We start from the raw sequence: 24,324 nt of genomic DNA, 5'->3' as shown, positions 1-24,324 counted from the left end.
TCGGCTGGTGTGACCGATGTTTAGACTAGGGCCGTTTCCACAACCCAATCGAGGTTTTCTGAGCCCGCATGCCTGCCGAGATTCGCAAGGCCCGCGCGTCCGACGTCGATGACCTCGCCGCCATCGAAAAAGCCGTTTTCTCGAGCGATCGCATTTCTCGCCGCTCCTTTCGCCAACTGATCGAACGCGACACCGCCGAGCTGCTGGTTGGCGAAAGCGATGGCCGCGTCGCCGGCTATGCAGTCGTGCTGTTTCGCAAGGGCAGCGGCGTCGCGAGGCTTTATTCGATCGCCGTTGGTCCATTTTTCGGCGGCCGTGGCGTTGGCCGGCTGCTGCTGGAAGAGGCCGAGGCCGCCGCTTTCGAGCACGGCCGCATGATGCTTCGTTTGGAAGTCCGCGAGGACAACCCGCGCGCGATCCAGATCTACGAGCAGAGCGGCTACCGCAAGATCGGCCGCGAGCCGGACTATTACGAGGATGGCGCCACGGCGCTGCGCTATGAAAAGACCTTGCGCGGCGACATTCCGGTGGCCACCGAAGTGCCGTTTTATCAGCAAACTTGCGAATTCACTTGCGGACCATGCTGCCTGATGATGGCGATGGCTTACTTCGGCCCCGGATTCGTGCCGGATCCGGTGATGGAAATCAGGCTGTGGCGTGAGGCGACGACCGTTTTCATGATGTCGGGGCCGGGCGGCTGCGAACCGTTCGGGCTTGCCGTCGCCGGCTATGAGAGCGGGCTTGCTGCTGAGATCTATGTCTCCTTCTACGGCGCGCTGTTCCTGCAGTCGGTGCGCAGCGAGGACAAGCGCCGCGTCATGGAGCTGGCGCAGGTCGACTTTCGCCGCCGCGCGGAACTTTACAGCATCCCGGTGAATTACCGTTCATTCGGGCTTGACGACATTCGCACCGCGATCGCAGAGGGAAAACTGGTGCTGGTCCTGATCAGCGGCTTCCTGATGTTCGGCAAGAAGGTTCCGCACTGGGTATTGGCCATCGGTGACGACGGCGATCATATCCTGATCCACGACCCCTGGGTCGAGGACGAGCGGCAGGAGACGATCCTCGATGCTGCCAACATTCCCGTGCCTTACGGCATCTTCATGAACATGGCGCAATTCGGCCGCGACGGATTGCGCGCCGCTATCACTCTCGGAAAGCGCGATAGCCAATGACCTGGGTCATCCTTACCGGCCGGCAGAACGATCTCGACCAAGTGGCGACGCCGCACAAGATCATCACCAATCGCGACTACCTTGCCCATCCGGCACTGTTTCGCGGTCAGCGGCCGAAGGTCATCAACCTGTCGAACAATTACGGCTACCAGAGCCGCGGCTATTACGCGTCGCTGCTTGCTGGTTCGCGCGGCCATAAGGTCATCCCGACGGTCGAAACGATGATCGACCTGTCGGAGCGCAAGCTCTATGAGCACGCGTTGCCGGAACTCGAACTCGCACTCAACAAGTGCCGCAAGGATCTGGGTGGCGCTTTTCCCCAGAAGGTCTGCATCTTCTTCGGCATCGGACCATCCAGGATCTGGGACCGCTTCGCAAAACTTCTGTTCGACTGGTTCCGTGCCCCGGCGCTCGAGGTCCACATCAGGGACAGCGCCGAATGGGCCTCGATCCGCAAGATCGGGTTCCATCCCCTGGCCAGGATGACCGAGGACGAGGAAACGCACTTTCTCCAGTGCCTGGAGACCTACACCAACCGCGAGTGGCGCGACACCAAGGGCCGCACGCCGGCGCGCTACACTTTCGCCACTCTGGTCGATCCGCATGAGGAACTGCCACCGTCGGAGATTTCGTCGCTGCGCCACTGGGCCAAGATCGCTGAAAAGATGGGCGTCGAAATCGAGCCGATCACCAAGCGGGATCTGGCCAAGCTCGCCAACTACGACGCGCTGTTCATCCGCGAGACCACCTCGATCTCCAACCACACCTACCGCTTTGCCCGCCGCGCCCAGCAGGAAGGCATGCCGGTCATCGACGATCCGCTGTCGATGATCCGCTGCACCAACAAGGTCTATCTCAACGAGCTGATGACCTACAACAAGGTACCGGTGCCGCCAACGGTGATGATAGCCGGCACCTCGGACCTGGAACTTGCGGCGCAGACGCTGGGCTTCCCGCTGGTGCTGAAGATCCCGGACTCCTCGTTTTCGCGCGGCGTCAAGAAATGCGGCACCTTCGACGAGCTGAAGACGCTCGCAACCGAATGGCTGGAGGATTCCGACCTCCTGATCGCGCAAAAATTCATTCCGACGGAATATGACTGGCGCGTCGGCGTCCTCGGCGGCCAGCCCTTGTTTGCTGTCCATTATCTGATGGCCAAGAAACATTGGCAGATCGTCAATCACAAGGCCAACGGCAAGCCCGACCAGGGCGGCATCAAGACCTTCACCCTGAAGGAAGCGCCGGCCCATGTCGTCGAGACGGCGGTGAGTGCGGCGCGTTGCATCGGCGACGGCCTCTACGGCGTCGACCTCAAGGAAACTAGGGACGGCGTCTTCGTCATCGAGGTCAACGACAACCCCAACCTCGACCACGGCTGGGAAGACTCTGGCGAAAAGGACGAGGTCTGGGTGCGGCTGACGCAGTGGTTCCTGGAGCGGCTGGACAGGCCGGGGCGATGATATACGATTGTGGGGGAAAAGATGCTGTTCTTCGTGATCGAGGATTTTCGCGGCTGCGACCGCAAGGAGATCTACCGCCGTTTCCGCGACCAGGGCCGCCTGAAGCCGGACGCGCTTCTCGTGCACCACAGCTGGATCGCAGCGGATATGAGCCGCTGCTTCCTGCTGGTGGAGGCCGATGACATCACGCTCCTGCAGCGGTGGGTCATCGAATGGGCGGATCTGGTCGAATTCGAGATTGTTCCTGTGGCGACGAACAAGGATATGGTTGAGGCATTGAACGGGCACCTCTGACCCGGCAAGGAACCTCCTGGTTCGCCACACCTGAATTCCGCCTTCTCTATCAAGGAATTAACACGCGAATCGAGCGTCATCTCAAGCAGATCTAAGCCGGTTGCCCGCGCTTCCGCGAGACTGTCGCACTTAGCCGGACTGCCGGATCGCCGCGCTCGACTTCAGCAGCCGATTGATGTCCGACGCCTTTGACGGCACGCCGATCAAATAGCCTTGGGCCTCGACACAACCCTCTTTTTGCAGGAATTCAAGCTGCGCTTCGGTCTCGACACCTTCGGCGGTGACGGTGATGCCCAGCTGTGCGCCAAGCCCGATGATGGTGCGCACGATCGCCGCGGTATCGCGACTGTCGATGTCACGGGTGAACGAGCGATCGATCTTGATCTTGTCGACGGGAAAGCGCCTGAGGTAGCCCAGCGAGGAATAGCCGGTGCCGAAATCGTCCAGCGCGATGCGGACGCCCAGATCGCGTAGCTGCCTGAGTGTCTTGAGCACCAGATCGCTCTCGTCCATCAGCACCGTTTCGGTGATTTCCAGTTCAAGTCGGTTGGCCGGCACGCCCGAGAACGCCAGTGCCGAAATGACGCTGCGGGCAAAGGTACCGCTTTTGATCTGCACGGCGGAGACATTGACTGCGATGCGCCAAGCCGCCCAGCCGGCCGCGGTCGTGCAGGCTTTTCGCAGCGCCCATTCTCCGAGCGGCACGATCAGCCCGGTCTCCTCGGCGGCCGGAATGAAGTCGTCCGGCCGCACCAGGCCGCGCACCGGCGATCGCCAGCGCATCAAGGCTTCGGCACCGACGATTTCGCCGGAGGCGATGTTCATGATCGGCTGGAAATCCAGCTCGAATTCGCGGCGCGACAGCGCTGCCCTGAGATCGATTTCGAGCGCCCGGCGGGCCCGCACCCTCGCGTCCATGGCCGGTTCGAAGAAGCGGTAGAGGTTGCGCCCTTCGCTCTTTGCCCGATAGAGCGCCATATCGGCATTTTTCAGCAAAGTCTCGGCGTCCTTGCCGTCATTCGGAAACAGCGCGATGCCGAGACTGATGCCGACACGCATGTCGTGTCTCTTGTCGCGAAACGGCTTTCCGATGATCTCGACTATGCGTTTGGCCAGCTTTTCCGCGTCGCCCGGGCTTTTGAGATTGAACAGGATGATGACGAATTCGTCGCCGCCGAAGCGGGAGACAACGTCCGTTTCATTGCGCAGGCACCGTTGCAGCCGTTCGGCCACGCATTTCAGCAGCCAGTCGCCGGCGGGGTGACCCCAAGTATCATTGACTGCCTTGAAGTGATCGAGGTCGAGCGAGAATATCGCCAGCGATCCGTCTCTCGTCTCGCTCAGGGCTTGGTCGAGCCGTTCGCGAAGCATCGAGCGATTGGGCAGGTTGGTCAATGTGTCGTGGTGCGCAAGATGGGTCATGCGCTCTTCCACACGCCTGCGCTCGGTGACATCGTCGAACGTCGCGACCCAGCCGCCGCCGCTCATCGGCCGGCGCGCAACCAGCAGCGTCCTGCCGTCGGCGAGATGACGATGCGTTACGTGTGTTTTCCCCGCCCGCAGGCAGGCTTCGATTTGCGAGATTTCGCTGTCGGGGTCGAGCTTTGTATAAATGCCCAGTTCCAGCAGCCGCTTGAACGCATCACGGTGGCTCATGCCAAGCGGGAAGTCGGCGGGCCTGACATGATAAAGTTCCAGGAAACGTTCGTTGCGCACGATCAGCTTGCCGTCCGCATCGTACATCAAAAGGCCTTGCGACATGTTGGCAAGTGCTGCGTCGAAACGGCGGTGCTGCTCTTTCAACTCCTGCTCGGCGCGCCGTTGCTCGGTGATGTCCTCGTAGATCGAGACCCAGCCACCTGACGCCAGCGGCCGGTGCGAAATGTTGACGATGCGCCCGTCTGCAAGCGTTTCCTCATAGGTGGAAGGTTTTGCCTGGTCGATATAGGGCTTGCGGATGGCATAGAGTTGCTCGGCGCTTTGCGAGGCGATGCCGATATCCACGCTGTGCTGGAGGATGTCGAAAAACCGGATGCCGGGCCGCACCACTTCGGCGTCGAGGCGAAAGATGCTGATGTAGTTCCTGTTGCAGATGATCATCCGCTCATCGGCATCGAACATGCACAGGCCATGCGACATGTTCTCGATCGCTGCCGAAAAACGCTCGTTCTGTTCGCGTAGCTCGTCTTCGATCCGTCGCGGCAGACCAACGCCTTTGGCCCTCCGTCGGCGGACGGATGAACCAGCCTTGATACCGGCAACGGGCATGAGGCAAGCCTATGGACCATGGTTAACCACGGCACTGTTGTCCCTGCCGGTTAATTTACCGTTTTCAGCCGGCTGGAACGGCAGTCTGGCGTCGCGACTTTTCGATCGCCGCAAACCGTTTGAGAAAGGCATTCTGCGCCCAGGTCACCGAGCGCGGCGTGACATCGAAGTGCTCGGCGTTGAAACCGCGCGGCCTGCCGAAGAACTCGGTCGCCTCTGCCGTCGAAAAACCCGCAAGCAGCGTTGCTTCGAAATAAGCGGCGATCTGATCCGCTCGCTTAATTTCCTTGCGCAGCCCCGCGTCGAGTTCGGCCGGCAGTGAAAAGCGCAGATGGATGGCGCGCTGCAGCCTGGTCTCGCAATCCCTGTAGCTGCCGCCCATCACGGATTTGAACGGCGAGATCATATCGCCAATGACGTATTCCGGCGCGTCATGCAGCAGCGCCGCCAACCGCGCGTCAGCGTCGGCATCCGGCATCAGTTCGCCGACAAGCGTTTCGACCAGCAGCGAATGCTGGGCGACCGAAAAGGCGTGATCGCCTCTGGTCTGGCCATTCCAGCGTGCGACGCGGGCAAGGCCATGGGCAATATCGGAGATCTCGATGTCGAGCGGCGAGGGATCGAGCAGGTCGAGCCGGCGGCCGGACAGCATACGTTGCCAGGCACGCGGCGGCGCCCCGGCGCGGTCGGCCGCCATCAGGCGTCCTCCGCGCCGACGGCTTCCTGCGGAAAGCTGAATTTCGCCCAGGACGGGATGGCGAGCGACACAGCGACGTCGTCAGCCAGGATCGGCAGGCCGGCGTCGAGCGCTGCCTTGACCCGGTCGATGCGGGCAATGGCAAGGCCTGTCGTGCCGGCGGTAGAGCCAAGCGTGCCGACTGGTCGCCCCGCCACGGCCAACTCTGCGCGCGAAGTGGGCAGGGGGCGTTCGGCCGAGACGATCAACACTCGGCGCCTGGCAGTGCCGCGATGCTGCATGCGCGAGACGACCTCCTGGCCGACGTAGCAGCCTTTCTTGAAGCCGACGCCACCGATCTCGTCGAGCAGCACATCATGCGGAAACGCGTCGCCGAGCTGATAGTCGCTGCCGCTTTCGGCAATGCCATTGGCGATGCGAAAGGCTTGCCATGCGGCAAGGTCGCCGCTGTCTGCGGCGCCACCATAGAAGCGCGTGACGATAGCATCGACAAACCGCGCATCGGCAACCGGTGCGGATTCAAATTGCGAGGCAGTTGAATCGCTTTCCCATACGACGGTCACAACCGACTGATCTGCCTTGGCAATTTCGACTTTGGCGCGCAACTTGTAGAGCGTCAGCCGTCGCATGAAGTCATCGGTGGTCTCAGCACGGCATTCGAGCAGGAAAATATTTTCGCCAGCGCGCGAGATCAGGAAGTCGAAAAGGATCTTGCCTTGCGGCGTCAGTAAGGCGCCGGGCTTTGCTTCGCCGCGGCCTAGCGCGTCTAGGTCGGTGGTCAGGATGTTCTGCAAAAAGTGTTCGGCATCCGGTCCGGACACGGAAACGAGTGCGCGATCTCTGAGCGAGGCAAAGGGCATGGTGGGAAAACGAGCCTGATCTTGCAAAACTATCGGTCATTACGTAAGCCGCTGGCACTTCCCCCGCAAGAGACCGGATCCGCATGGCCCCCCTCTACGATCTCATCCTGACAGGCGGCACCGTGGTCAATCACGACGGCGAGGGTTTTCGCGACGTCGGTATCAATGGTGGGCGCATCGCTGCCATCGGCGACCTCCGCCAGGCATCGGCGGGCGAGACGATCGACTGCCACGGGCTGCATATCCTGCCGGGCGTCGTCGACAGTCAGGTGCATTTCCGCGAGCCGGGACTGGAGCACAAGGAAGATTTGGAGACGGGCTCCCGGGCAGCGGTGCTTGGCGGCGTCACCGCCGTCTTCGAGATGCCGAACACCAATCCGCTGACCACCAGCGAGGCAACCCTTGTCGACAAGGTGCGGCGTGCCACCGGCCGCATGCATTGCGACTTTGCCTTCTGGGTCGGCGGGACCCGCGACAATGCAAAAGACGTTGGCAATCTCGAGCGGCTGCCGGGTGCGGCCGGCATAAAAGTGTTCATGGGCTCGTCCACCGGCGACCTGCTGGTCGAGGACGACGAAGGCGTTGCCTCGATCCTGAGGAACACACGCCGCCGCGCCGCCTTTCATTCCGAGGACGAGTTCCGGCTGCGCGAGCGGCTTGGCGAGCGCATCGCGGGCGATCCGTCCTCACATCCGGTGTGGCGCGACGAGATCGCTGCATTGCGCTGCACAGAGCGCCTTGTGCGCATCGCGCGCCAGGTTCGCGCCCGGATCCACGTGCTGCACATCTCGACCGCCGAGGAGATAGGCTTCCTCGAACAGCACAAGGATGTCGCGACCTGCGAGGCGACGCCGCATCATTTGACGCTGAGCGCCGATGACTATGCGCAGCTCGGTACGTTGATCCAGATGAACCCGCCGGTGCGCGCCACGCGTCATCGCGAGGGGATCTGGCAGGGCATTGCGCAAGGCGTTGTCGATGTCCTCGGCTCAGACCATGCGCCGCACACGCTGGCCGAGAAGGCAAAAGCTTATCCGGCGTCGCCGTCCGGCATGACCGGGGTGCAGACTTTGGTGCCGATCATGCTGGACCATGTCAACGCCGGCCGGCTGACGCTGCAGCGCTTTGTCGACCTGACCAGCCACGGCCCGCAGCGTATTTTCGGCATCGCCAGGAAAGGCCGTATTGCCGCCGGCTACGATGCCGATCTGACCATCGTCGATCTGAAGCGCCGAGAGACCATCGCCAACGCCCAGCAAGGCTCCAAGGCCGGCTGGACGCCTTATGACGGCAGGCAGGTGACCGGCTGGCCGGTCGGCACCATCGTTCGGGGCCGGCGCGTGATGTGGGAAGGCGAGATCGTCGCGCCGAGCCAGGGCAGGGCGGTGGAGTTTTGCGAGGCGTTGGCGGGCTAAGCTCCCTGCCTCATAAGGGCCAGGCTAAACCACTCAATCCCCAGCAACGAAGAACGTCCATTGTCCGGTCGGCGTGATGCCGACTCGGTAGAAGATGTACGCACCGAACTGCTTCATATCGTCATAGTCGCTGGCGGTGACGATCTTGAACAGCTCGACCCGCTGCCTGGCATCGAGCTTGTCCAGCGGCAGGGCGAAGAAATAGGGCCAGACATAGAGATCCTGCGGCGTGCCGGCATCGACATGGACAAAACCGGCACTGAGCACCTCTTCCAGGATGGCGAGGATCTCCTGGCCTTCCGTATCGCCCGAAAGGCCCTTCAGGAAGGCGATCGGGTCGCCCTCGATGTCACCCAGCGACAATTGGGTCATCATGTCTCCCGTGCCGATCAGCGGCCGAAGCTTTTCGATGTCGCCGCTTTTGCACGCCTCGACGATCAGATCGTGCATGCGCCTGACCGGTTCCGGCAACTTGGCCAGGTCGTAGACGACTTCGGGCACAGGCGCGTCCGGATCGACATGCGGATTGGCCATCCCGCCATCGTCCGTTGGCCCTTTCGGTTCGGTTTGCTCTGGCTCCTCGGATGGAGTCGGCTGGCGGGCTGGAGGTGGTACCGTGCCGAGCGGGCCGGGCATCGGCACGGTACTTCCAGACGGCGACATGTCGCCGTCCGGCGGCGGCGTGACCGGCGAGGGCAGGTCTTCGCGTTTGATCTCGCTGAGGGCGTGAGCGGGACTGCTCGCAAGAAACAGTGCAAGGGGAATTGTGGCGCAGGAAGCAGTAAGCCAAATGCCGAGGACCAGGCCGCGTGGCTTGCCTGATATCGAAAAATTCACCGCCTGCTACTCCCTGGTTCCAGCCCATCCATGTGCCCGGACATGACGTCCGGCGGCGCGCCGTCGTCAAAGAACCGAGATCAGTGCCGCAGTCTTTCGGGCTCGAAGGCCCCGGCAATCACCTTTTCACGCATGCGATCGAGCAGGGCAAGCGCCGAGGTCTCGCCATTGGCGCGCAGCATTTCGCCGAATGCCGTTTCGAGGGCTGCCTCGGCGATGATTTCCGGCTCGATCCCCGCCGACAATCCTTCTGCCCAGGCTTCGCTGTGGCTTTCCACGGCAGTCAGGCGCTTTTCTTCCCTGACCAGCGCGTCGATGTCGTTGACGCCATGTTCCATTGCGATGTCCACCCTTTCAAGCGGTGATCCGTTGGACAGGGATCAAGCTTGAGTTGTCCCTTTTACACGCAGGCGCAAGTAAGTATCTGTAAATGCGACATTTTTTTGGTCGCTGTCTACAAATTCCGTCGCGTCTAGCAAACCTGCATCCGATCCGTTTCAAACTTAGCCGATTAGGTCGGCCAAGGGGACGGAAACCTTCAGTTTGAGTTAATTTCACATCTGCGCGCTAACGTTTCGTTAACATAGTTGCAAAAGTGCAACATTAGGTTTGCACCAAGACCTCAGTCGAGGCAAGCGGGGAAGTGTCGAACGCGTCCGCCGCGACGGCGCCGACCCTTGATGCAGCTTTTCCGGAAAGCGGCTGCCGTCGTCAGTTTCCGTAGCGCGAAGCGATGTCGCGAGACAGCGTCTCGCCTTCCTTCATGTAGCGGCTGATGGCTTCCGTCGCCGAGGCGGTGCATTGCGTATAAGTGCCGCCGAACGACCGGTAGCCGCGGTTGAAGCTGGCGATGAAGCGGGCGCGCCGCTCCGGGTTCGGATTTTCCGATGCGATCAGTTTTTCCATCTCGGCTCGCCACCGATCGCCCTTCTCGCCACACAGATTACGCAGGAAATGCAGCGAGCCGAGCACTTCCGCCAGCCGCATCAGCCCGGGCTCGAACGGTGCTTCGGCGGCAATCGCCGGGCGCGCACCGACAACCACACTGACGGCGAGGCATGCGGCGAGAAACGAAGACGTGCGGCTCATGAGGCTTTGTGCTGGAACAATTTGTCGCCTGCAAGGCGATTCTCTGGCTCACGTCTCGCCGTCTTTTTTGGGACCGAGTAGATCGTCGGCAATTTCAAACACTGCATCGGCGAGCGGCATCGCCATCATTTCGGCCAGCGTATAGAAAGCCGCGGTTTCGGCGTCGTCGCTGGCAACCGCCTCGCCGCCGGCATAATCGGCCCCAAACACCGTCAGCCAGTAGTCGACCGGATGTCCGTCCCCGCTGCCGTCAATGTGGATTTCCCGCAGCGGCCGGTAGCTGCACGCCTGCAATCCGGTCTCTTCCAGCAATTCGCGCCGTGCTGCCTGTTCCAGCGTCTCGCCGGCTTCGACCTTGCCGCCGGGAAAGGCATAGAGGCCTTGCGAGGGCGGCCTGGCCCGCTTGACCAGCAGCACCGTGTTCTCGCGCACGACGCAGGCCGAGACTGCCGGAATGATCTTGCGTGCTTCCATGGCTCCGGATCGCTCGATTGGCACAGCCCGTTGTGGACCGACCGTCGGCGAACAGCTTTAGCGGTTGCGAAAGGCAGGTTCCATGGCCACTTTCATACGCCACCAATCGAAAGCTGAATTCATGTGCGGACGCTTTGCTTTGACAGCCACTCCGGACCAGACCGCTGCCTTTCTCGGCCTGGCGGAACCTGAGGAGTTTCCGGCCCGCTACAATATCGCGCCGACGCAGCCGGTGCTGATGGCGCTCGCCGGATTGACGCAGGCGCCGGGCTCGAACCTGCCCGACCGCCGCTCGATTCTGGTGCGCTGGGGCCTGATTCCTGCTTGGGTGAAGGATACGCGTAATTTCCCGCTGCTGTTCAACGCGCGTTCCGAGGGGGCTTCGGAAAAGGCGTCGTTTCGCGCTGCCATGCGCCATCGCCGCGCCCTGGTGCCGGCTTCGGGATTCTACGAATGGCACCAAACCGGTGGCAGAAGAGGGCAGCCCTATTGGGTGCGGCCAAGACAGGGCGGGCTTGTCGCCTTCGCCGGGCTGATTGAGACCTATGCCGAGCCGGGCGGCTCGGAAGTGGACACCGGCGCCATTCTGACCGCCCACGCCAATGCCGATACTGCCCATATCCACGACCGCATGCCGGTAGTGATCCATCCCGAGGATTTCGCACGCTGGCTGGATTGCCGCACGCTCGAGCCGCGCGACGTGGCCGATCTGCTGAGACCCGCCCAGCCCGATTTCTTCGAAGCGATCCCGGTTTCCGACCTCGTCAATAAGGTCGCCGATACCGGGTCGGAGATTCAGGAGAAGGGCGTCATCGAGCCTGAGCCCGAGAAGGTCAAGCGCCAGAAGTCCGGCGCGAACGACAATCAGATGAGTTTATTTTAGCAAAAGCTACTGTTACTGGCTCGCCGTGAGCGCCTCAATCTTCACCCGACCGCATTCTCAGGCAGCGCGCGGCGAGACGATCTTCTGTGCCGGCTTCTTCTTCTTCGCGGTGTGCAGAAGAGCGGCGACGATTGCTGCCGGGCCGATCGCTCGGTAATAGCTGTCGAGCGCCGGTTGCTTGGCACGGCTGGGTTCCTGCTTGGGCATTCTTCTCTTCCCTAGTAACGTCTTCGTGTCTGCGTTTGCTGGCCGAATCCGACCAAATCGTGACGCTTGCTGATCTAGCCGGCGAATGTTTCATGACAGTGCCGACATGTTTAATAAAATGTTTCAGTGCCGCATTTCCTGTGATCCAACGATATTTTTGGCGAAGGTAGCGACTTGACGGCAACACCGGGCAAGGCGATAAAGCCGGCCATGAAAACGCCTTTCGCCATTTGTGGCATTTGCATTATCGGCTAGCCTCGCGCTGGTCCTGGACGTTTTCGCCTCATCTCCTCCAAGATTGGACAAACGCCCCGGCCAGCAGGCTGGAGCCCGATTTGCGCCTCGGCGTAACTGGCTTCATCCAGAGCACGATCCCAAAGATCATGCTCAACCAAAGTAACGCACCGGGAACGCACGTATGTCTGACGCATCGAAGAGCCTGCGCCTCTACAACACGCTAACGCGGAGCAAGGAGGATTTCTTCCCGATCGATCCGCGCAACGTGCGCATGTATGTCTGCGGCCCGACGGTCTATGACTTCGCCCATATCGGCAATGCGCGGCCGGTGATCGTCTTCGACGTGCTGTTCCGTTTGCTACGGCATCTCTACGGGCAAGCGCACGTCACTTATGTCCGCAACATTACGGACGTCGACGACAAGATCAACGCTCGCGCGCTGCGCGATTTCGGCGGCGAGATTGCATCGGGCAAGCTGTCGCTGAACGAAGCGATCAGGCGGGTCACCGAAAAGACCGCCGGTCAGTTCCACAAGGACGTTGCGGCGCTCGGTTGCCTGGAACCGACGGTCGAGCCGCGCGCCACCGAGTTCGTCGAGCCCAGGCCCGACGGCAAAGTCGACATGATCTTCTTGATTCAACGCTTGATCGAAGGCGGCCATGCCTATGTCGCGGCTGGAGAAGTCTTGTTCGACACCGCTTCCATGCCGGATTATGGGCAGTTGTCGAAGCGCAATCTCGATGAGCAGCAGGCCGGCGCCCGCGTCGCCGTCGATGCGCATAAGAAGAACCCGCAGGATTTCGTGCTGTGGAAATTGTCTTCGCCCGAGGAGCCGGGCTGGGACAGCCCGTGGGGCAGGGGTCGGCCGGGCTGGCACATCGAGTGCTCGGCGATGTCGGCCGCCTATCTCGGCGAGGTGTTCGACATCCATGGCGGTGGTCTCGACCTGATCTTTCCGCACCACGAGAACGAGATCGCGCAATCGCGTTGCGCCCACGGCACCGAAACGATGGCCAAGGTTTGGATGCACAACGGTTTCCTGCAGGTCGAAGGGCAGAAGATGTCCAAGAGCCTGGGCAATTTCTATTCGATCACCGAATTGCTGGAGACGGATACCTTTGGCGGCCGCAAATGGCCGGGCGAGGTGCTCAGGCTGGCGATGCTGATGACGCATTATCGCGAGCCGATCGACTTTTCCGTGCGCAAGCTGGAAGAGGCGGAAAGGCTGCTTACGAAACTCTACCGTCGATTTGATGAAATCTGGCCCGTGAACCCAATCACACCGGAACCTCGAATATTGGAGCATCTGCTCGACGATTTGCAGACATACGATGCGTTCCGCACCGCTTCTTCATCTGCGTACGGAGCTGGGGATGATGCGGGCCGAGTCTTGGCTGGTCTAAAACTTCTGGGTCTTATGCAGCACACCCCAGATGAATTCTTACGTGGCGTCCCAGCTGTGACTGAGACCAAGGCCGTCGCCCACGCAAGCATTCAGGAGGAGGACGACACCCTCGACTCATACGGCTCTGTTGGTCCCACCAAGGATCGTATCAGAGCGCGTATAGACGAAAGACTCGGTCTTATTCGCGAAAAGAACTGGGCCGAGGCCGACCGCATCCGCGACGAGCTTCTGGCGCAAGGCGTGCAATTGAAGGACGGAAAGGACCCGGTCACCGGCGCCCGCATCACCACCTGGGAGGTAAAGCGGTGAGGGTGGAGGTCGAAATGTGTGCAAGGCTGGCGAAGGCTTTTGTGATGGCCGATCTCCCCCCTTGCGGGGGAGATGTCCGGCAGGACAGAGGGGGGTGGGAAGGATCGCCGACTTTCGACGTAACCCATTCGCACCCCGGAACCTGCTTGAGGGCGTGGCTGCCATCGGTTGACAGGCCGGAGGGACAGTACCCCCCTCTGTCCTGCCGGACATCTCCCCCGCAAGGGGGGAGATTGGCTGTCGTCGATGATTTCGCCAATCGCGAAGGCGAGGGTGCTTGATGGGTCACGACCTCGTTCCATCGCGTCAGCGAAAGAATGCAAAATCTCTGCGCCGTGGCATGACCGATGCCGAGTTGAAGCTTTGGAACGAATTGCGCGCCCATCGGCTGATGGGGATGAGCTTTCGCCGGCAGGTGCCGATCGGACCTTACATCATCGACTTTGCTTGCTCGACACACAGCTTGATCATTGAGGTTGACGGCAGCCAGCACGCGGATCCCGAAAGCGTCCAGCGTGACGAGGCACGAAGCGCGTACTTGAATGCCAGCGGCTGGACCATCCTGCGCTTTTGGAACGACGACGTCGTTCGCGATATTGACAATGTCTGCCAGCACATCGTGATCGTGGCCGGCCTGACTGGCGCCGACGTGTTGGCAGGCCAGCCAGCAACGGAGGTAGTTCCATGATCGATCATCTCGGCATCACCGTTTCGGATTTCGACGCGTCGAAGGCTTTTTGCGACAGGGCGATGGCGCCGCTCGGCGCCTCGCTGCTGTACATGGTGCCGCAGGAATATACCGGCGGCGCCAAGGTCGGCGGCTACGGCCGCGACCGGCCGGTGTTTTGGCTGCACGCCGGCAAGGACAAGTCGAAGCATCATCAGCATGTCGCTTTCACCGCGCGCAGCCGCGCCGAGGTCGATGCCTTTCACGCCGCGGCAATCGCCGCCGGCGGCAAAGACAATGGCGGGCCTGGCCTGCGCCCGCACTACCATCCGAACTATTATGGCGCCTTCGTCCTCGACCCCGACGGCAACAATGTCGAGGCGGTCTGCCATGCTCCGGAGTAGTGCGCGATGAGCCTCGACAACAGACCGGTGTATACAGGCGGCTGCCAGTGCGGCGCCGTGCGCTTCCGCGTCGAAGGCACGCTCGGCGATGCTTCCGTCTGCCATTGCCGCATGTGCCAGAAGGCGAGCGGCAATTTCTACCTGCCGCTGGTCTCGGTGCGCGGCGCTAGGCTGGACTGGACGCGCGGTGAGCCCAAACGCTTCCGCTCGTCCAACGCGGCTTTGCGCGGTTTCTGCGCCGAATGCGGCACGCCGCTGACCTTCGAAGCGCCCGATGGCGTGGCGCTCGCCATCGCCGCATTCGACCACCCCGAGGAGATTGCGCCGACGATCCAATGGGGTGTCGAAGCCAAGCTCCCCTATGTGGATCATGTTCACGAATTGCCCGGTGAGGAAACGATGGCCGACGTCTCGTCTGCCTCCTATCTCGCCGACCTCGTCTCCTACCAACATCCCGACCACGACACCGAACAATGGCCGCCGGAGGAAAAATCATGACCGAAACCGTTCGTACCGGTGGCTGCCAGTGCGGCGCCGTGCGCTTCCGCATCCACGGGGCGCTCGGCCGCCCGTCCATTTGTCATTGCGGCATGTGCCAGAAACAGTTCGGGTCGTTTTTCGGCGCGCTGGTGACAGTGCCGAGCGACGGCGTCGAATGGGTGCGCGAGGAGCCGAGTTACTTTCAGTCGTCGGTCAACATCGATCGCGGCTTCTGCGCCCGCTGCGGCACACCGCTGACCTACCGCCAGCCCGGCGCGCTGGAGATCGCCATCGGCGCCTTCGACGACCGTTCCGATCTGGCGCCGCAGATCCAGGTCAACTACGCCGCCAGGCTGCCTTGGGTCGAGACGATCTTCGACGCACCGATCCACGACGACCCGGATTTCTACGCGCGACAGGAATCCATCATCTCCTTCCAGCATCCCGATCACGAGACGGCCAACTGGCCGCAGCAGGGCCTGAAATTATGAGCAGCGAATTCCGTACCCTCTATCCCGAGATCGAGGCCTTCGAGTCCGGCATGCTCGACGTTGGCGATGGCCATCAGGTCTATTGGGAGCGCTCCGGCACCAAGGGGGCCAAGCCGGCTATATTCCTGCATGGCGGGCCGGGCGGCACCATTTCGCCAAAGCACCGGCGGCTGTTCGACCCGAAGCTCTACGACCTCGTTCTGTTCGACCAGCGCGGCTGCGGAAAATCGACGCCCAATGCGTCGCTCGAAGCCAACACCACCTGGCACCTGGTCGCCGACATCGAGCGCCTGCGAAAAATGTGCGGCTTCGACAAATGGCTGGTGTTCGGCGGCTCGTGGGGTTCGACGTTGGCGCTGGCCTATGCCGAGACCCACCCCGAGCAGGTCAGCGAACTGGTCGTGCGCGGCATCTACACGCTGACCCGCGCCGAACTCGAATGGTACTACCAGTTCGGCGTCTCGGAGATGTTCCCCGACAAGTGGGAGCGGTTTTTGGCACCCATTCCGGAGGCTGAGCGCGCCGACATGATGGCCGCCTACCGCAAACGGCTGGTCGGCAACGATCCTGTGGCGCGGGTCGAGGCCGCCTGCGCCTGGAGCCTGTGGGAGGGCGAGACGATCACGCTGCTGCCGGAACCGGAAACCAGCGGTCCCTTCGGCCAGGATGATTATGCCCTGGCTTTCGCCCGCATCGAGAACCACTATTTCGTCCATGCCGGCTGGCTGGAAGAGGGACAGCTGCTGCGCGATGCATGGAAGCTTAAGGATATCCCGGGTACCATCGTTCACGGCCGCTACGACATGCCGTGCCCGGCGCGCTATGCCTGGGCGCTGCACAAGGCGTGGCCGAAAGCGGACTTCCATCTGATCGAAGGCGCCGGCCACGCCTATTCGGAGCCGGGCATCCTCGACAGGCTGATCCGCGCAACGGACATGTTTGCCGGGAAATGACCATGGCTCGCGAGCGCCTTTATCTGTTCGACACCACGCTGCGCGATGGTCAGCAGACGCCGGGTATCGACTTTTCCGTCGAGGACAAGATCGCCATCGCCAAGCTGCTGGACGCGTTCGGCATCGACTACGTCGAGGGCGGCTACCCCGGCGCCAATCCAACCGACACCGCCTTCTTTGCCGAGCGCCGCACGGCCGATGCCAAATTCGTTGCTTTCGGCATGACCAAGCGGGCAGGCGTGTCGGCTTCGAACGACCCCGGCCTCACGACGCTGATCCAATCCAAATCTGATGCCATCTGCTTCGTCGCCAAGAGCTGGGACTACCACGTCCGCGTCGCGCTCGGCTGCACCAATGAGGAGAACCTCGAGGCGATCAAGACCTCGGTCGAGGCGGCGCTCACTGCCGGCAAGGAGGCGATGGTCGACTGCGAGCATTTCTTCGATGGCTTTAAGGCCAACCCCGATTATGCGCTGGCCTGCGCCAGAACGGCTTATGAAGCCGGCGCGCGCTGGGTGGTTCTGTGCGACACCAATGGCGGCACCCAGCCCTCTGAGGTGCGCGCCACCGTCGAAAAGGTGATCGCCGCCGGCATACCGGGCGACCATCTCGGCATCCACGCCCATGACGACACCGGCCAGGCGGTGGCGAATTCGCTTGCCGCCGTGGAGGCCGGCGTGCGCCAGATCCAGGGCACGCTGAATGGCATCGGCGAGCGCTGCGGCAACGCCAATCTGATCTCGATCGTGCCGACATTGGCGCTGAAGGCGGCCTTTTCGGGCCGCTTTGCTACAGGCATTTCGGCAGAGGCGTTGACCGGTATATCGCGTCTGTCCCGCGCCTTCGACGAGTTGCTGAACCGCGCGCCCGAAGCGCAGGCGCCCTATGTCGGCGCCTCCGCTTTCGCCACCAAGGCCGGCATCCATGCCTCGGCGCTGGCCAAGGAGCCGGCGACCTACGAGCATGTGCCGCCAGAGACTGTCGGCAACCGCCGCCGCGTCATGGTGTCGGACCAAGGTGGGAAGGCCAATTTCCTCGCCGAGCTGAAGCGGCGCGGCATCGACGTGCCCCGGGATGACCATCGCCTCGACGCTCTGATCGCCGTGGTCAAAGACCGTGAGGCGGAGGGTTACGCTTACGAAGGCGCCGACGCCAGCTTCGAGCTTCTGGCGCGCAAGATGCTGCATGGCCTGCCGGAATTCTTCCGCGTCACCTCGTTCCGCTGCATGGTCGAGCGCCGCTTCGACGCCAACGGCCAGTTGAAGACGGTCTCGGAGGCGATTGTGAAAGTGCTGGTCGAGGGCGAGGAGAAGATGTCGGTCGCCGAAGGCCATGGCCCGGTCAACGCGCTCGACATTGCGCTGCGCAAGGATCTCGGCAAATTCCAGAGCGAGATCGCCGATCTCGAGCTGGCCGACTTCAAGGTGCGTATCCTCAATGGCGGCACCGAGGCGATCACCCGCGTGCTGATCGAATCCCATGACGGCACCGGCGCGCGCTGGTGGACGGTCGGCGTCTCCGAAAACATCATCGATGCTTCGTTCCAGGCGCTGATGGATTCGATCGTCTACAAGCTGATGAAGAACCGCGACATGGCGGGATTGGCGGCGGCGGAGTAGCGTTGAACCATCAGCGAGACTCCATTGATCCATCAGAAATTTGCGATGGTTTTGGGCAAGCCGCTGGCGCATAGCGTTGGGCCATGACCGCCCAAGCAATGCAAATCGAAGCCGACACCAAAGCTCGTCGCGGTTTTCTGCTGGCGCTTGGCGCCTACCTCCTTTGGGGGCTGCTGCCCTTCTACATGAAGGCTGTCGCGCATCTGCCGCTGGCCGAAGTCATCGCCCACCGCATCGTCTGGTCGGTGCCAATCGCCGCCGCTGTCCTGGTCTGGGCAGGCCGGACTGCCGATTTCAAAGCGGCAGTTCGTTCGCCGCGCATCATTTCGATGGCCGTGCTGACAGCGGCGCTGATCTCGGTCAACTGGGGCATCTATGTCTGGGCGATCGCGGTCGACCGCACCATCGAGACCGCGCTTGGCTACTACATCAACCCGCTGGTCAGCGTCGTTGTCGGCGCGCTGCTGCTCGGCGAACGGCTCGACCGCCTGCAGGTCGTGGCGGTGGTGCTCGCGGCAATCGCCGTCGCGGTACTGACCATCGACGCCGGCAAGCTGCCTTGGGTGTCGCTGGTGCTGGCCTTTTCCTTTGCCGCCTATGCCTTCTTCCGCAAGACGCTGCCAATCGGCCCGAGCCAGGGCTTCCTGCTTGAAGTGCTGCTGCTGTCGGTGCCGGCGCTCGGCTACATCATCTTCCTGATCGCCACAGGACAGGATCATTTCGTCTCCAGCTCGTTGAACGACACCGCCTTGCTGATCGGCTGCGGGCCGGTCACCGCCGTGCCGCTGCTGTTGTTTGCGTTCGGCGCCAGGCTGCTGCGCCTCTCCACCATCGGCATCATGCAATATATCGCGCCGACCATCGTCTTTTTGATCGCGGTGCTGATTTTCGGCGAACCCTTCGGCAGTGTTCAGGCCATAGCCTTCGGGCTGATCTGGGCAGCACTGGCGATGTACTCCTGGTCGATGTTTTCTTCGGTGCGCAAGACCGTTTCCGCATCAGCTCGAGCCGCGTAACGAAGAAAGGCGGTTGGCCGGTCATTGCGGATTTAAGGAAGGCAGTAGGGAAAGGAGTGAATAGTGAATAATCAGTAGTGGATAGACAGGCGCGGTCTGGAACGTCTTGTGTTTCACTATTCACTGTTCACTCTACATCTTATCAATCACCGACTGTACGCCCTCCGTCGGAGCGTCGACGGACGATCCCGCCACCATGATGGCGGCGACGATTGCTTCCGGATCCTCGACCACCAGCGGCTTTACCCGTTGCGCCGTGTGGATGAAGCCTTCCGTTGCCATGTGGTCGAGCAGCGCTAGCATCGGATCCCAGAACCCTCCGACGTTACCGAAGACGATCGGCTTGCGGTGGTGGCCGAGTTGCGCCCAAGTCATGATCTCGACGATCTCCTCGACCGTGCCGATGCCGCCGGGCAACGCCACAAAGGCGTCGGATTTCTCGAACATCCTATGTTTGCGCTCATGCATATTGTCGGTGATGACGAGCTCGTCGAGCCGGTTAAGCGCGGTTTCGGTCGCCTCCCGGTTGATCAGAAAACGTGGAATTATGCCGGTTACCTTGCCGCCGGCCTTTAATGCCCCTTCAGCGACGGCACCCATGATCCCTTTAGTGCCACCCCCGTAAATCAGACGCAGGCCGGACTTGGCGATCGAGCGGCCAAGCAGATGTCCGGCCTTGATATAAGTTTCATCTCGGCCCGGGGACGAGCCGCAATAGACGCAGACAGATCGAATCGTGTTCATGTTATGATTGGTGATAGGGACTATTGGCATGGTCAAGCCCTGGGGCGGGCTTTTTCTTGTCGGATTTGGTAAAACAGGCTAGACCGAATTAGGTGGCTAAGGGGCAGGGAAACATGGCAATTAATCCGTTGAAGGCGTTTTTGTTCGCGGCTGGCGGCTCTGTCGCCGCGGCGGGAACCGCCTATCTATCGGGCGCGCTCGACCCGTATCTCAATTCTACCCGGCCTGCGGAGGTCGCGGCGCTGACGCCGCCGGCTTCGAAACCGGTCGCTCCGGCGACCGAGGGCCGGTTGCCGCCTGCGCCCGCGGCGTCCACCGATGCGGCAGCGCCCGCTGCGCCGACCGCAGCAGGTGCAATCGTGCCGACCTTCGACATCGTGCGCGTCGAAAGCAACGGCTCGATCGTCGTCGCCGGCAATGCGGCGCCCAACGCCAAGGTCGAGATTCTCAACGGTTCGACTGTGCTCGGCTCGACGGTCGCCGGTCCCGACGGCGCCTTTGCCATTATTCTCGACGATCCGCTGAAGCCCGGCGACTACACGATCACGCTGCGCTCGACGGCTGGCAATGTCGCGACCGCCTCGGCGCAGACCGCCGTCGTTTCGATCCCCCGGAATTCCACCGGCCAGGTGCTGGCAATGGTCGAGGAGCCGGGCAAGCCGTCCGAACTGCTCACTGTTCCGGCCCCTGAGGCAAAATCTGATGCCGCGCTGCCTGCCCCCGGCACCGAACTGCCGGCCGCCGCCGCGCCGGCACCAGCCGCGCCGGCCGCCATTGAAGCCGCACCGGCTCCGGTGGCGCCCGCCACACCGGCAGCGTCTGCTGCTCCCGCGGCAGAGCCCAAGATCGTCGTCGAAGCCGTCGAAATCGATGGCAACAAGATTTTCATTGCCGGCGTCACTGATCCCGGCCGCAAGGTGCGCGCCTATGCCAACGATATCCTGCTCGGCGACGCGAAGACCTCGCCCGACCGCCACTTCCTGGTCGAAGCGACACGTGACATCCCGGTCGGCACCTACACCATCCATGTCGACGCGCTCGATGCCGACGGCGTGAGCGTGGTGGCCCGTGCCGCCGTGCCGTTCGAACGCGAGCCAGGCGAGGCGGTTGCCGCCGTGGCGCCGGCCGAGCCGAAGCCTGCCGAGATAAAACCGGCCGAGCCGAATGCGCCAGCGACCGAAGCCGCGCCGACTACACCGGCAACAGCCGCCGAAACGCCGGCAACCACCCCCACTCCTGCCACCGAGGCTCCGGCCGAAATGGCCGTCGCAACACCCCCGGGCGAGACTCCCGAGACCGTCGCTCCTAAGCTCGAACATGCCGATGGCGCAGTCATTATCCGCCGCCATGACACGCTGTGGCGAATTTCGCGGCGAGTCTATGGCCAGGGCATGCGCTACTCGACCATCTATCTCGCCAACCAGGACCAGATCAGCAATCCGAACCGCATCTGGCCGGGACAGGTGTTCAAGGTGCCGGAGAAATCGAAGGAAGGCGAACCCGCCGATCTCAAGGCAATGGGCGACCAGATGACGACGGCGCCAGCCAAGACCGAGTAGCCGTTCTGCCCATCAGGATAGCTTGCGGCAGGGCCAGTCATCGTTTATCGCCGATGCACGATGATCGAATCTCCCCCCGTAATGGACCGACGCCGGGCGGCAGATGAACGCGCGCCGGCCAATTGCACGCCGGCCAACTGCACGCCGGATAGCCGCGCTGTCGCTGTCCGGCTCGCGGCCCTTTCGCATCCGGCGCGGATCGAAATTCTCAAACACCTTTCCGCCAGCCGTTCCTGCTGCTGTCGCGAGGTCGTCGAGCATCTCGATCTGGCGCAGTCCACCGTTTCCCAGCATTTGAAGATCCTGGTCGAGGCCGGGCTGATCCGCTTCGAGCCTGACCGCCAGCGCTCGCGCTATGAGCTCGACCGCGCCGCGCTCGCCGATGTTTCGGCATCACTAGCCGCGCTGGTCGATTCCTGCTGCTCCGGCCGCTAAGATTATAAAAGGTAAACAAGAATGGCCGAGAAAACCGTTTCCGCCGATTCCGGCTCGACCTTCAGAACGTTGCGCAATCTCTGGCCCTACATGTGGCCGGCCGACCGCGCCGACCTGAGGGCCCGGGTGGTGTGGGCCACCGTGCTGCTGGTTGTCGCCAAGCTGACCCTGGTGGCCGGACCCTATTTCTTCAAATGGGCGACCGACGCACTGGCCGGCGATAGCAAATCGCCGCCGCCGCTGCCGGCCTTTCTGCTGGCGCCGGTCATGCTGGTCGTCGCCTACAATGCCGTGCGGCTGGTGCAGCTCGGCTTCAACCAGCTGCGCGACGCCCTGTTTGCACGGGTCGGCCAGCATGCCGTGCGTCGGCTCGCCTTCCGTACCTTCGTGCACATGCACGAATTGTCGCTGCGCTTCCACCTCGAACGGCGCACCGGCGGACTGTCGCGCGTCATCGAGCGCGGCACTAAAGGCATCGAGACGATCGTCCGGTTCACCATGCTGGCGACTGCGCCGACGATCGTCGAATTCGCGCTCACCGCCGGCATCTTCGCCGTCACCTATGGCTGGCTGTACGTCTTGGTGATCGCGGTCACGGTCTGGCTCTATGTCTGGTTCACCGTCAGGGCGAGCGATTGGCGTATTTCGATCCGCCGCGAGATGAACGACAGCGACAATGAAGCCAGCACGAAGGCGATCGATTCGCTGCTCAACTACGAAACAGTCAAATATTTCAACAACGAAGCCATGGAGGCCGAGCGCTTCGACCGTTCCACGGCGCGCTATGAGGTGGCTGCGACCAGGACCTGGACCTCGCTTGGTTGGCTGAACTTCGGCCAAGGCGTGATCTTCGGCATCGGCATGACCGTCGTCATGGTGCTGTCGGCACTCGAGGTGAAGGCAGGCACACAGAGCGTCGGCGATTTCGTCTTCGTCAACGCCATGCTCATGCAGCTTTCGGTGCCGCTGAATTTCATCGGCATGATCTACCGCGAAATCCGCCAGGGCCTGACCGACATCGAAAACATGTTCGATCTGCTTGACGTCAAGCGCGAGATCGTCGATCGGCCGGGCGCCAAGCCACTGGTCGTCAGCGCCGGCAATGTCGAGTTCCGTGACGTGCATTTTTCCTACGACCCCAACCGCAAGATCCTGAAGGGTATCAGCTTCGAGGTGCCAGCAGGCAAGACGGTGGCCATTGTCGGTCCCTCCGGAGCCGGAAAGTCGACCATTTCGCGGCTTTTGTTTCGTTTCTACGACATCCAGCGCGGCAAGGTTCTGATCGACGGCCAGGACATTCGCGACGTGACGCAGGAGAGCTTACGCGCCGCCATCGGCATGGTGCCGCAGGACACGGTGCTGTTCAACGATACCATCGCCTACAACATCCGCTACGGCCGCATCGGCGCCAGCGAGGAGGATGTGCGCAAGGCAGCAGAGCTGGCCCAGATCGGACCGTTCATCGAGCGGCTGCCCGACGGCTATCGCTCAATGGTGGGCGAGCGCGGGCTGAAACTCTCCGGCGGCGAGAAGCAGCGGGTGGCGATTGCCCGCACCATCTTGAAGGCTCCGCCGATCCTGATGCTCGACGAGGCGACTTCGGCGCTGGACAGCCACACCGAGCAGGAGATCCAGGCGGCACTCGACCTGGTCAGCCAGGGCCGCACCACCCTCGTCATCGCCCATCGGCTGTCTACAGTGATTTCCGCCGACGAAATCATCGTCCTGCAGGACGGCCGGATCGCCGAGCGCGGCACCCATGCCGCCTTGATGGCCAAGCGCGGCCTTTATGCATCGATGTGGGACCGCCAGCGCGAGGCAAGCGAAGCCGAGGAGCGGCTGCGTATTGCCCGCGAACGCGACGAGTTCGGCGTCGTCGTCCGCCGCCGCACCTCGGAGGTGAGCTGAAAATCGTGCTTGACCTCAACTTAAGTTGAGATCGTAGGCCGTTTTGGATCGCAGCAAGATGCGTCGTTCAAAAACGGAGACAATCGATATGAATGGGACAAATCAGGCAGGTAGTGGCGGAAGCGTATTCCGGGTGGACAAGTTTGTCGTTCCGGCAAACGCCCGCGAGGAGATTCTGGCCAAGGTCCGAATGACGCATGAATTGCTGCGCCAGCAGCAAGGGTTCGTCCAGGATTTCCTGCTTGAGCAATTCTCGGGGCCGGGCGAGTTCAACCTCGTGACCATTGTCGAATGGGAAGGGCAGGCCGCTGTCGACAAGGTGGTGCCGATCATCAAGGCTGCGCATGAGCGCAGCGGCTTCAATCCTCAGGAGACCATCGCGCGACTTGGCGTCAAGGCCGATATTGCCAACTATCAGCGGATTCCCGGGATGTAAGC

The 24,324-nt window shown here is 62.1% G+C and carries 26 protein-coding genes; 17 read left to right on the top strand and 9 right to left on the bottom strand.

The window, feature by feature from the left end; all coding sequences use genetic code 11:
• Positions 1 to 68: 68 nt before the first annotated feature.
• Genes NKI63_RS13825 through NKI63_RS13815 form a run of 3 tightly spaced genes read left to right on the top strand, consistent with a single transcriptional unit; the run spans position 69 to position 2,929 of the window.
• Positions 69 to 1,175: a peptidase C39 family protein gene (locus NKI63_RS13825; RefSeq protein WP_254820202.1), complete on the top strand. Its 1,107-nt coding sequence runs from the start codon at positions 69 to 71 to the stop codon at positions 1,173 to 1,175.
• Positions 1,172 to 2,635: a RimK family ATP-grasp domain-containing protein gene (locus NKI63_RS13820; protein WP_352508512.1), complete on the top strand. Its 1,464-nt coding sequence runs from the start codon at positions 1,172 to 1,174 to the stop codon at positions 2,633 to 2,635. The genes NKI63_RS13825 and NKI63_RS13820 overlap by 4 nt, the downstream gene beginning before the upstream one ends.
• Positions 2,636 to 2,656: 21 nt before the next feature.
• Positions 2,657 to 2,929, top strand: coding sequence for a DUF3303 domain-containing protein (locus NKI63_RS13815; protein ID WP_352508513.1), 273 nt, complete (start codon positions 2,657 to 2,659; stop codon positions 2,927 to 2,929).
• Positions 2,930 to 3,058: 129 nt separating this feature from the next.
• On the opposite strand, the gene NKI63_RS13810 is transcribed toward NKI63_RS13815, so the two are convergent.
• From NKI63_RS13810 to ygfZ, 3 genes are all read right to left on the bottom strand, one after another.
• Positions 3,059 to 5,197: a putative bifunctional diguanylate cyclase/phosphodiesterase gene (locus NKI63_RS13810; RefSeq protein WP_352821819.1), complete on the bottom strand. Its 2,139-nt coding sequence runs from the start codon at positions 5,195 to 5,197 to the stop codon at positions 3,059 to 3,061.
• Between the two features lie 64 nt (positions 5,198 to 5,261).
• Positions 5,262 to 5,894 carry a YfbR-like 5'-deoxynucleotidase gene (locus NKI63_RS13805; RefSeq protein ID WP_352508515.1) on the bottom strand — a complete coding sequence of 211 codons (633 nt, stop codon included), beginning with the start codon at positions 5,892 to 5,894 and terminating at the stop codon, positions 5,262 to 5,264.
• Entirely contained in the window at positions 5,894 to 6,754 is an 861-nt protein-coding gene (gene ygfZ / locus NKI63_RS13800) for a CAF17-like 4Fe-4S cluster assembly/insertion protein YgfZ (RefSeq protein WP_352508516.1), read from the bottom strand. Before ygfZ ends, NKI63_RS13805 begins: the two co-directional genes overlap by 1 nt.
• Positions 6,755 to 6,837: 83 nt before the next feature.
• Here ygfZ and NKI63_RS13795 point away from each other — a divergent pair, with 83 nt between their 5' ends.
• On the top strand, positions 6,838 to 8,169 hold the full coding sequence (locus tag NKI63_RS13795; protein WP_352508517.1) for a dihydroorotase: 1,332 nt from the start codon (positions 6,838 to 6,840) through the stop codon (positions 8,167 to 8,169).
• Positions 8,170 to 8,202: 33 nt separating this feature from the next.
• Here NKI63_RS13795 and NKI63_RS13790 read toward each other — a convergent pair whose 3' ends face one another.
• The 4 genes from NKI63_RS13790 to NKI63_RS13775 form a co-directional block, all read right to left on the bottom strand.
• Positions 8,203 to 9,006, bottom strand: a complete 804-nt coding sequence (locus NKI63_RS13790; protein ID WP_352508518.1) for a hypothetical protein — start codon at positions 9,004 to 9,006, stop codon at positions 8,203 to 8,205.
• An 80-nt stretch (positions 9,007 to 9,086) separates the two neighbouring features.
• Entirely contained in the window at positions 9,087 to 9,344 is a 258-nt protein-coding gene (locus NKI63_RS13785; RefSeq protein WP_008874920.1) for a hypothetical protein, read from the bottom strand.
• Positions 9,345 to 9,717: 373 nt separating this feature from the next.
• On the bottom strand, positions 9,718 to 10,095 hold the full coding sequence (locus NKI63_RS13780) for a TIGR02301 family protein (protein WP_023677748.1): 378 nt from the start codon (positions 10,093 to 10,095) through the stop codon (positions 9,718 to 9,720).
• Between the two features lie 48 nt (positions 10,096 to 10,143).
• Entirely contained in the window at positions 10,144 to 10,569 is a 426-nt protein-coding gene (locus tag NKI63_RS13775) for an NUDIX hydrolase (RefSeq protein ID WP_352508519.1), read from the bottom strand.
• Positions 10,570 to 10,690: 121 nt separating this feature from the next.
• On the opposite strand from NKI63_RS13775, the gene NKI63_RS13770 reads away from it, so the two are divergent.
• Entirely contained in the window at positions 10,691 to 11,452 is a 762-nt protein-coding gene (locus NKI63_RS13770) for an SOS response-associated peptidase (RefSeq protein ID WP_352508540.1), read from the top strand.
• Positions 11,453 to 11,509: 57 nt separating this feature from the next.
• Here NKI63_RS13770 and NKI63_RS13765 read toward each other — a convergent pair whose 3' ends face one another.
• Positions 11,510 to 11,659, bottom strand: coding sequence for a hypothetical protein (locus tag NKI63_RS13765; protein WP_352508520.1), 150 nt, complete (start codon positions 11,657 to 11,659; stop codon positions 11,510 to 11,512).
• Positions 11,660 to 12,077: 418 nt separating this feature from the next.
• On the opposite strand from NKI63_RS13765, the gene cysS reads away from it, so the two are divergent.
• The 8 genes from cysS (at position 12,078) to rarD (ending at position 19,240) form a co-directional block, all read left to right on the top strand.
• On the top strand, positions 12,078 to 13,610 hold the full coding sequence (gene cysS / locus NKI63_RS13760; RefSeq protein WP_352508522.1) for a cysteine--tRNA ligase: 1,533 nt from the start codon (positions 12,078 to 12,080) through the stop codon (positions 13,608 to 13,610).
• A 280-nt stretch (positions 13,611 to 13,890) separates the two neighbouring features.
• Positions 13,891 to 14,298 carry an endonuclease domain-containing protein gene (locus NKI63_RS13755; RefSeq protein ID WP_352508541.1) on the top strand — a complete coding sequence of 136 codons (408 nt, stop codon included), beginning with the start codon at positions 13,891 to 13,893 and terminating at the stop codon, positions 14,296 to 14,298.
• A complete protein-coding gene (locus NKI63_RS13750; RefSeq protein ID WP_352753084.1) occupies positions 14,295 to 14,681 on the top strand; it encodes a VOC family protein in 387 nt (128 codons plus the stop codon). The genes NKI63_RS13755 and NKI63_RS13750 overlap by 4 nt, the downstream gene beginning before the upstream one ends.
• A 6-nt stretch (positions 14,682 to 14,687) precedes the next feature.
• Positions 14,688 to 15,179: a GFA family protein gene (locus tag NKI63_RS13745; RefSeq protein WP_352479207.1), complete on the top strand. Its 492-nt coding sequence runs from the start codon at positions 14,688 to 14,690 to the stop codon at positions 15,177 to 15,179.
• Positions 15,176 to 15,652 (top strand): GFA family protein, encoded by a 477-nt coding sequence (locus NKI63_RS13740; protein ID WP_352508524.1) that lies wholly within the window; start codon positions 15,176 to 15,178, stop codon positions 15,650 to 15,652. The genes NKI63_RS13745 and NKI63_RS13740 overlap by 4 nt, the downstream gene beginning before the upstream one ends.
• Entirely contained in the window at positions 15,649 to 16,605 is a 957-nt protein-coding gene (gene pip, locus NKI63_RS13735) for a prolyl aminopeptidase (protein WP_352508525.1), read from the top strand. The genes NKI63_RS13740 and pip overlap by 4 nt, the downstream gene beginning before the upstream one ends.
• Positions 16,602 to 18,224: a citramalate synthase gene (cimA, locus tag NKI63_RS13730; protein WP_352821809.1), complete on the top strand. Its 1,623-nt coding sequence runs from the start codon at positions 16,602 to 16,604 to the stop codon at positions 18,222 to 18,224. The genes pip and cimA overlap by 4 nt, the downstream gene beginning before the upstream one ends.
• Positions 18,225 to 18,307: 83 nt before the next feature.
• Positions 18,308 to 19,240 (top strand): EamA family transporter RarD, encoded by a 933-nt coding sequence (rarD, locus tag NKI63_RS13725; RefSeq protein ID WP_352821806.1) that lies wholly within the window; start codon positions 18,308 to 18,310, stop codon positions 19,238 to 19,240.
• Positions 19,241 to 19,372: 132 nt separating this feature from the next.
• On the opposite strand, the gene NKI63_RS13720 is transcribed toward rarD, so the two are convergent.
• Positions 19,373 to 19,984: an LOG family protein gene (locus NKI63_RS13720; RefSeq protein ID WP_254820219.1), complete on the bottom strand. Its 612-nt coding sequence runs from the start codon at positions 19,982 to 19,984 to the stop codon at positions 19,373 to 19,375.
• A 113-nt stretch (positions 19,985 to 20,097) separates the two neighbouring features.
• Between NKI63_RS13720 and NKI63_RS13715 the strand changes: the two genes are divergently transcribed.
• The 4 genes from NKI63_RS13715 to NKI63_RS13700 all read left to right on the top strand — a co-directional run bounded on the left by NKI63_RS13715 (position 20,098) and on the right by NKI63_RS13700 (position 24,322).
• Positions 20,098 to 21,543: a LysM peptidoglycan-binding domain-containing protein gene (locus NKI63_RS13715; protein ID WP_352508528.1), complete on the top strand. Its 1,446-nt coding sequence runs from the start codon at positions 20,098 to 20,100 to the stop codon at positions 21,541 to 21,543.
• 81 nt (positions 21,544 to 21,624) lie between these two features.
• Entirely contained in the window at positions 21,625 to 21,978 is a 354-nt protein-coding gene (locus NKI63_RS13710) for an ArsR/SmtB family transcription factor (protein WP_352508542.1), read from the top strand.
• Between the two features lie 21 nt (positions 21,979 to 21,999).
• The gene (locus tag NKI63_RS13705; RefSeq protein ID WP_352508530.1) at positions 22,000 to 23,886 is read left to right on the top strand and encodes an ABCB family ABC transporter ATP-binding protein/permease; all 1,887 of its coding nucleotides are present in this window, start codon (positions 22,000 to 22,002) and stop codon (positions 23,884 to 23,886) included.
• 88 nt (positions 23,887 to 23,974) lie between these two features.
• A complete protein-coding gene (locus NKI63_RS13700) occupies positions 23,975 to 24,322 on the top strand; it encodes an antibiotic biosynthesis monooxygenase (protein WP_352508543.1) in 348 nt (115 codons plus the stop codon).
• Positions 24,323 to 24,324 lie beyond the last annotated feature (2 nt).

It is taken from the genome of Mesorhizobium sp. M0410 (assembly GCF_040321435.1).
Classification (GTDB): domain Bacteria; phylum Pseudomonadota; class Alphaproteobacteria; order Rhizobiales; family Rhizobiaceae; genus Mesorhizobium.
This window is presented reverse-complemented; position numbering and strand designations above follow the sequence as displayed.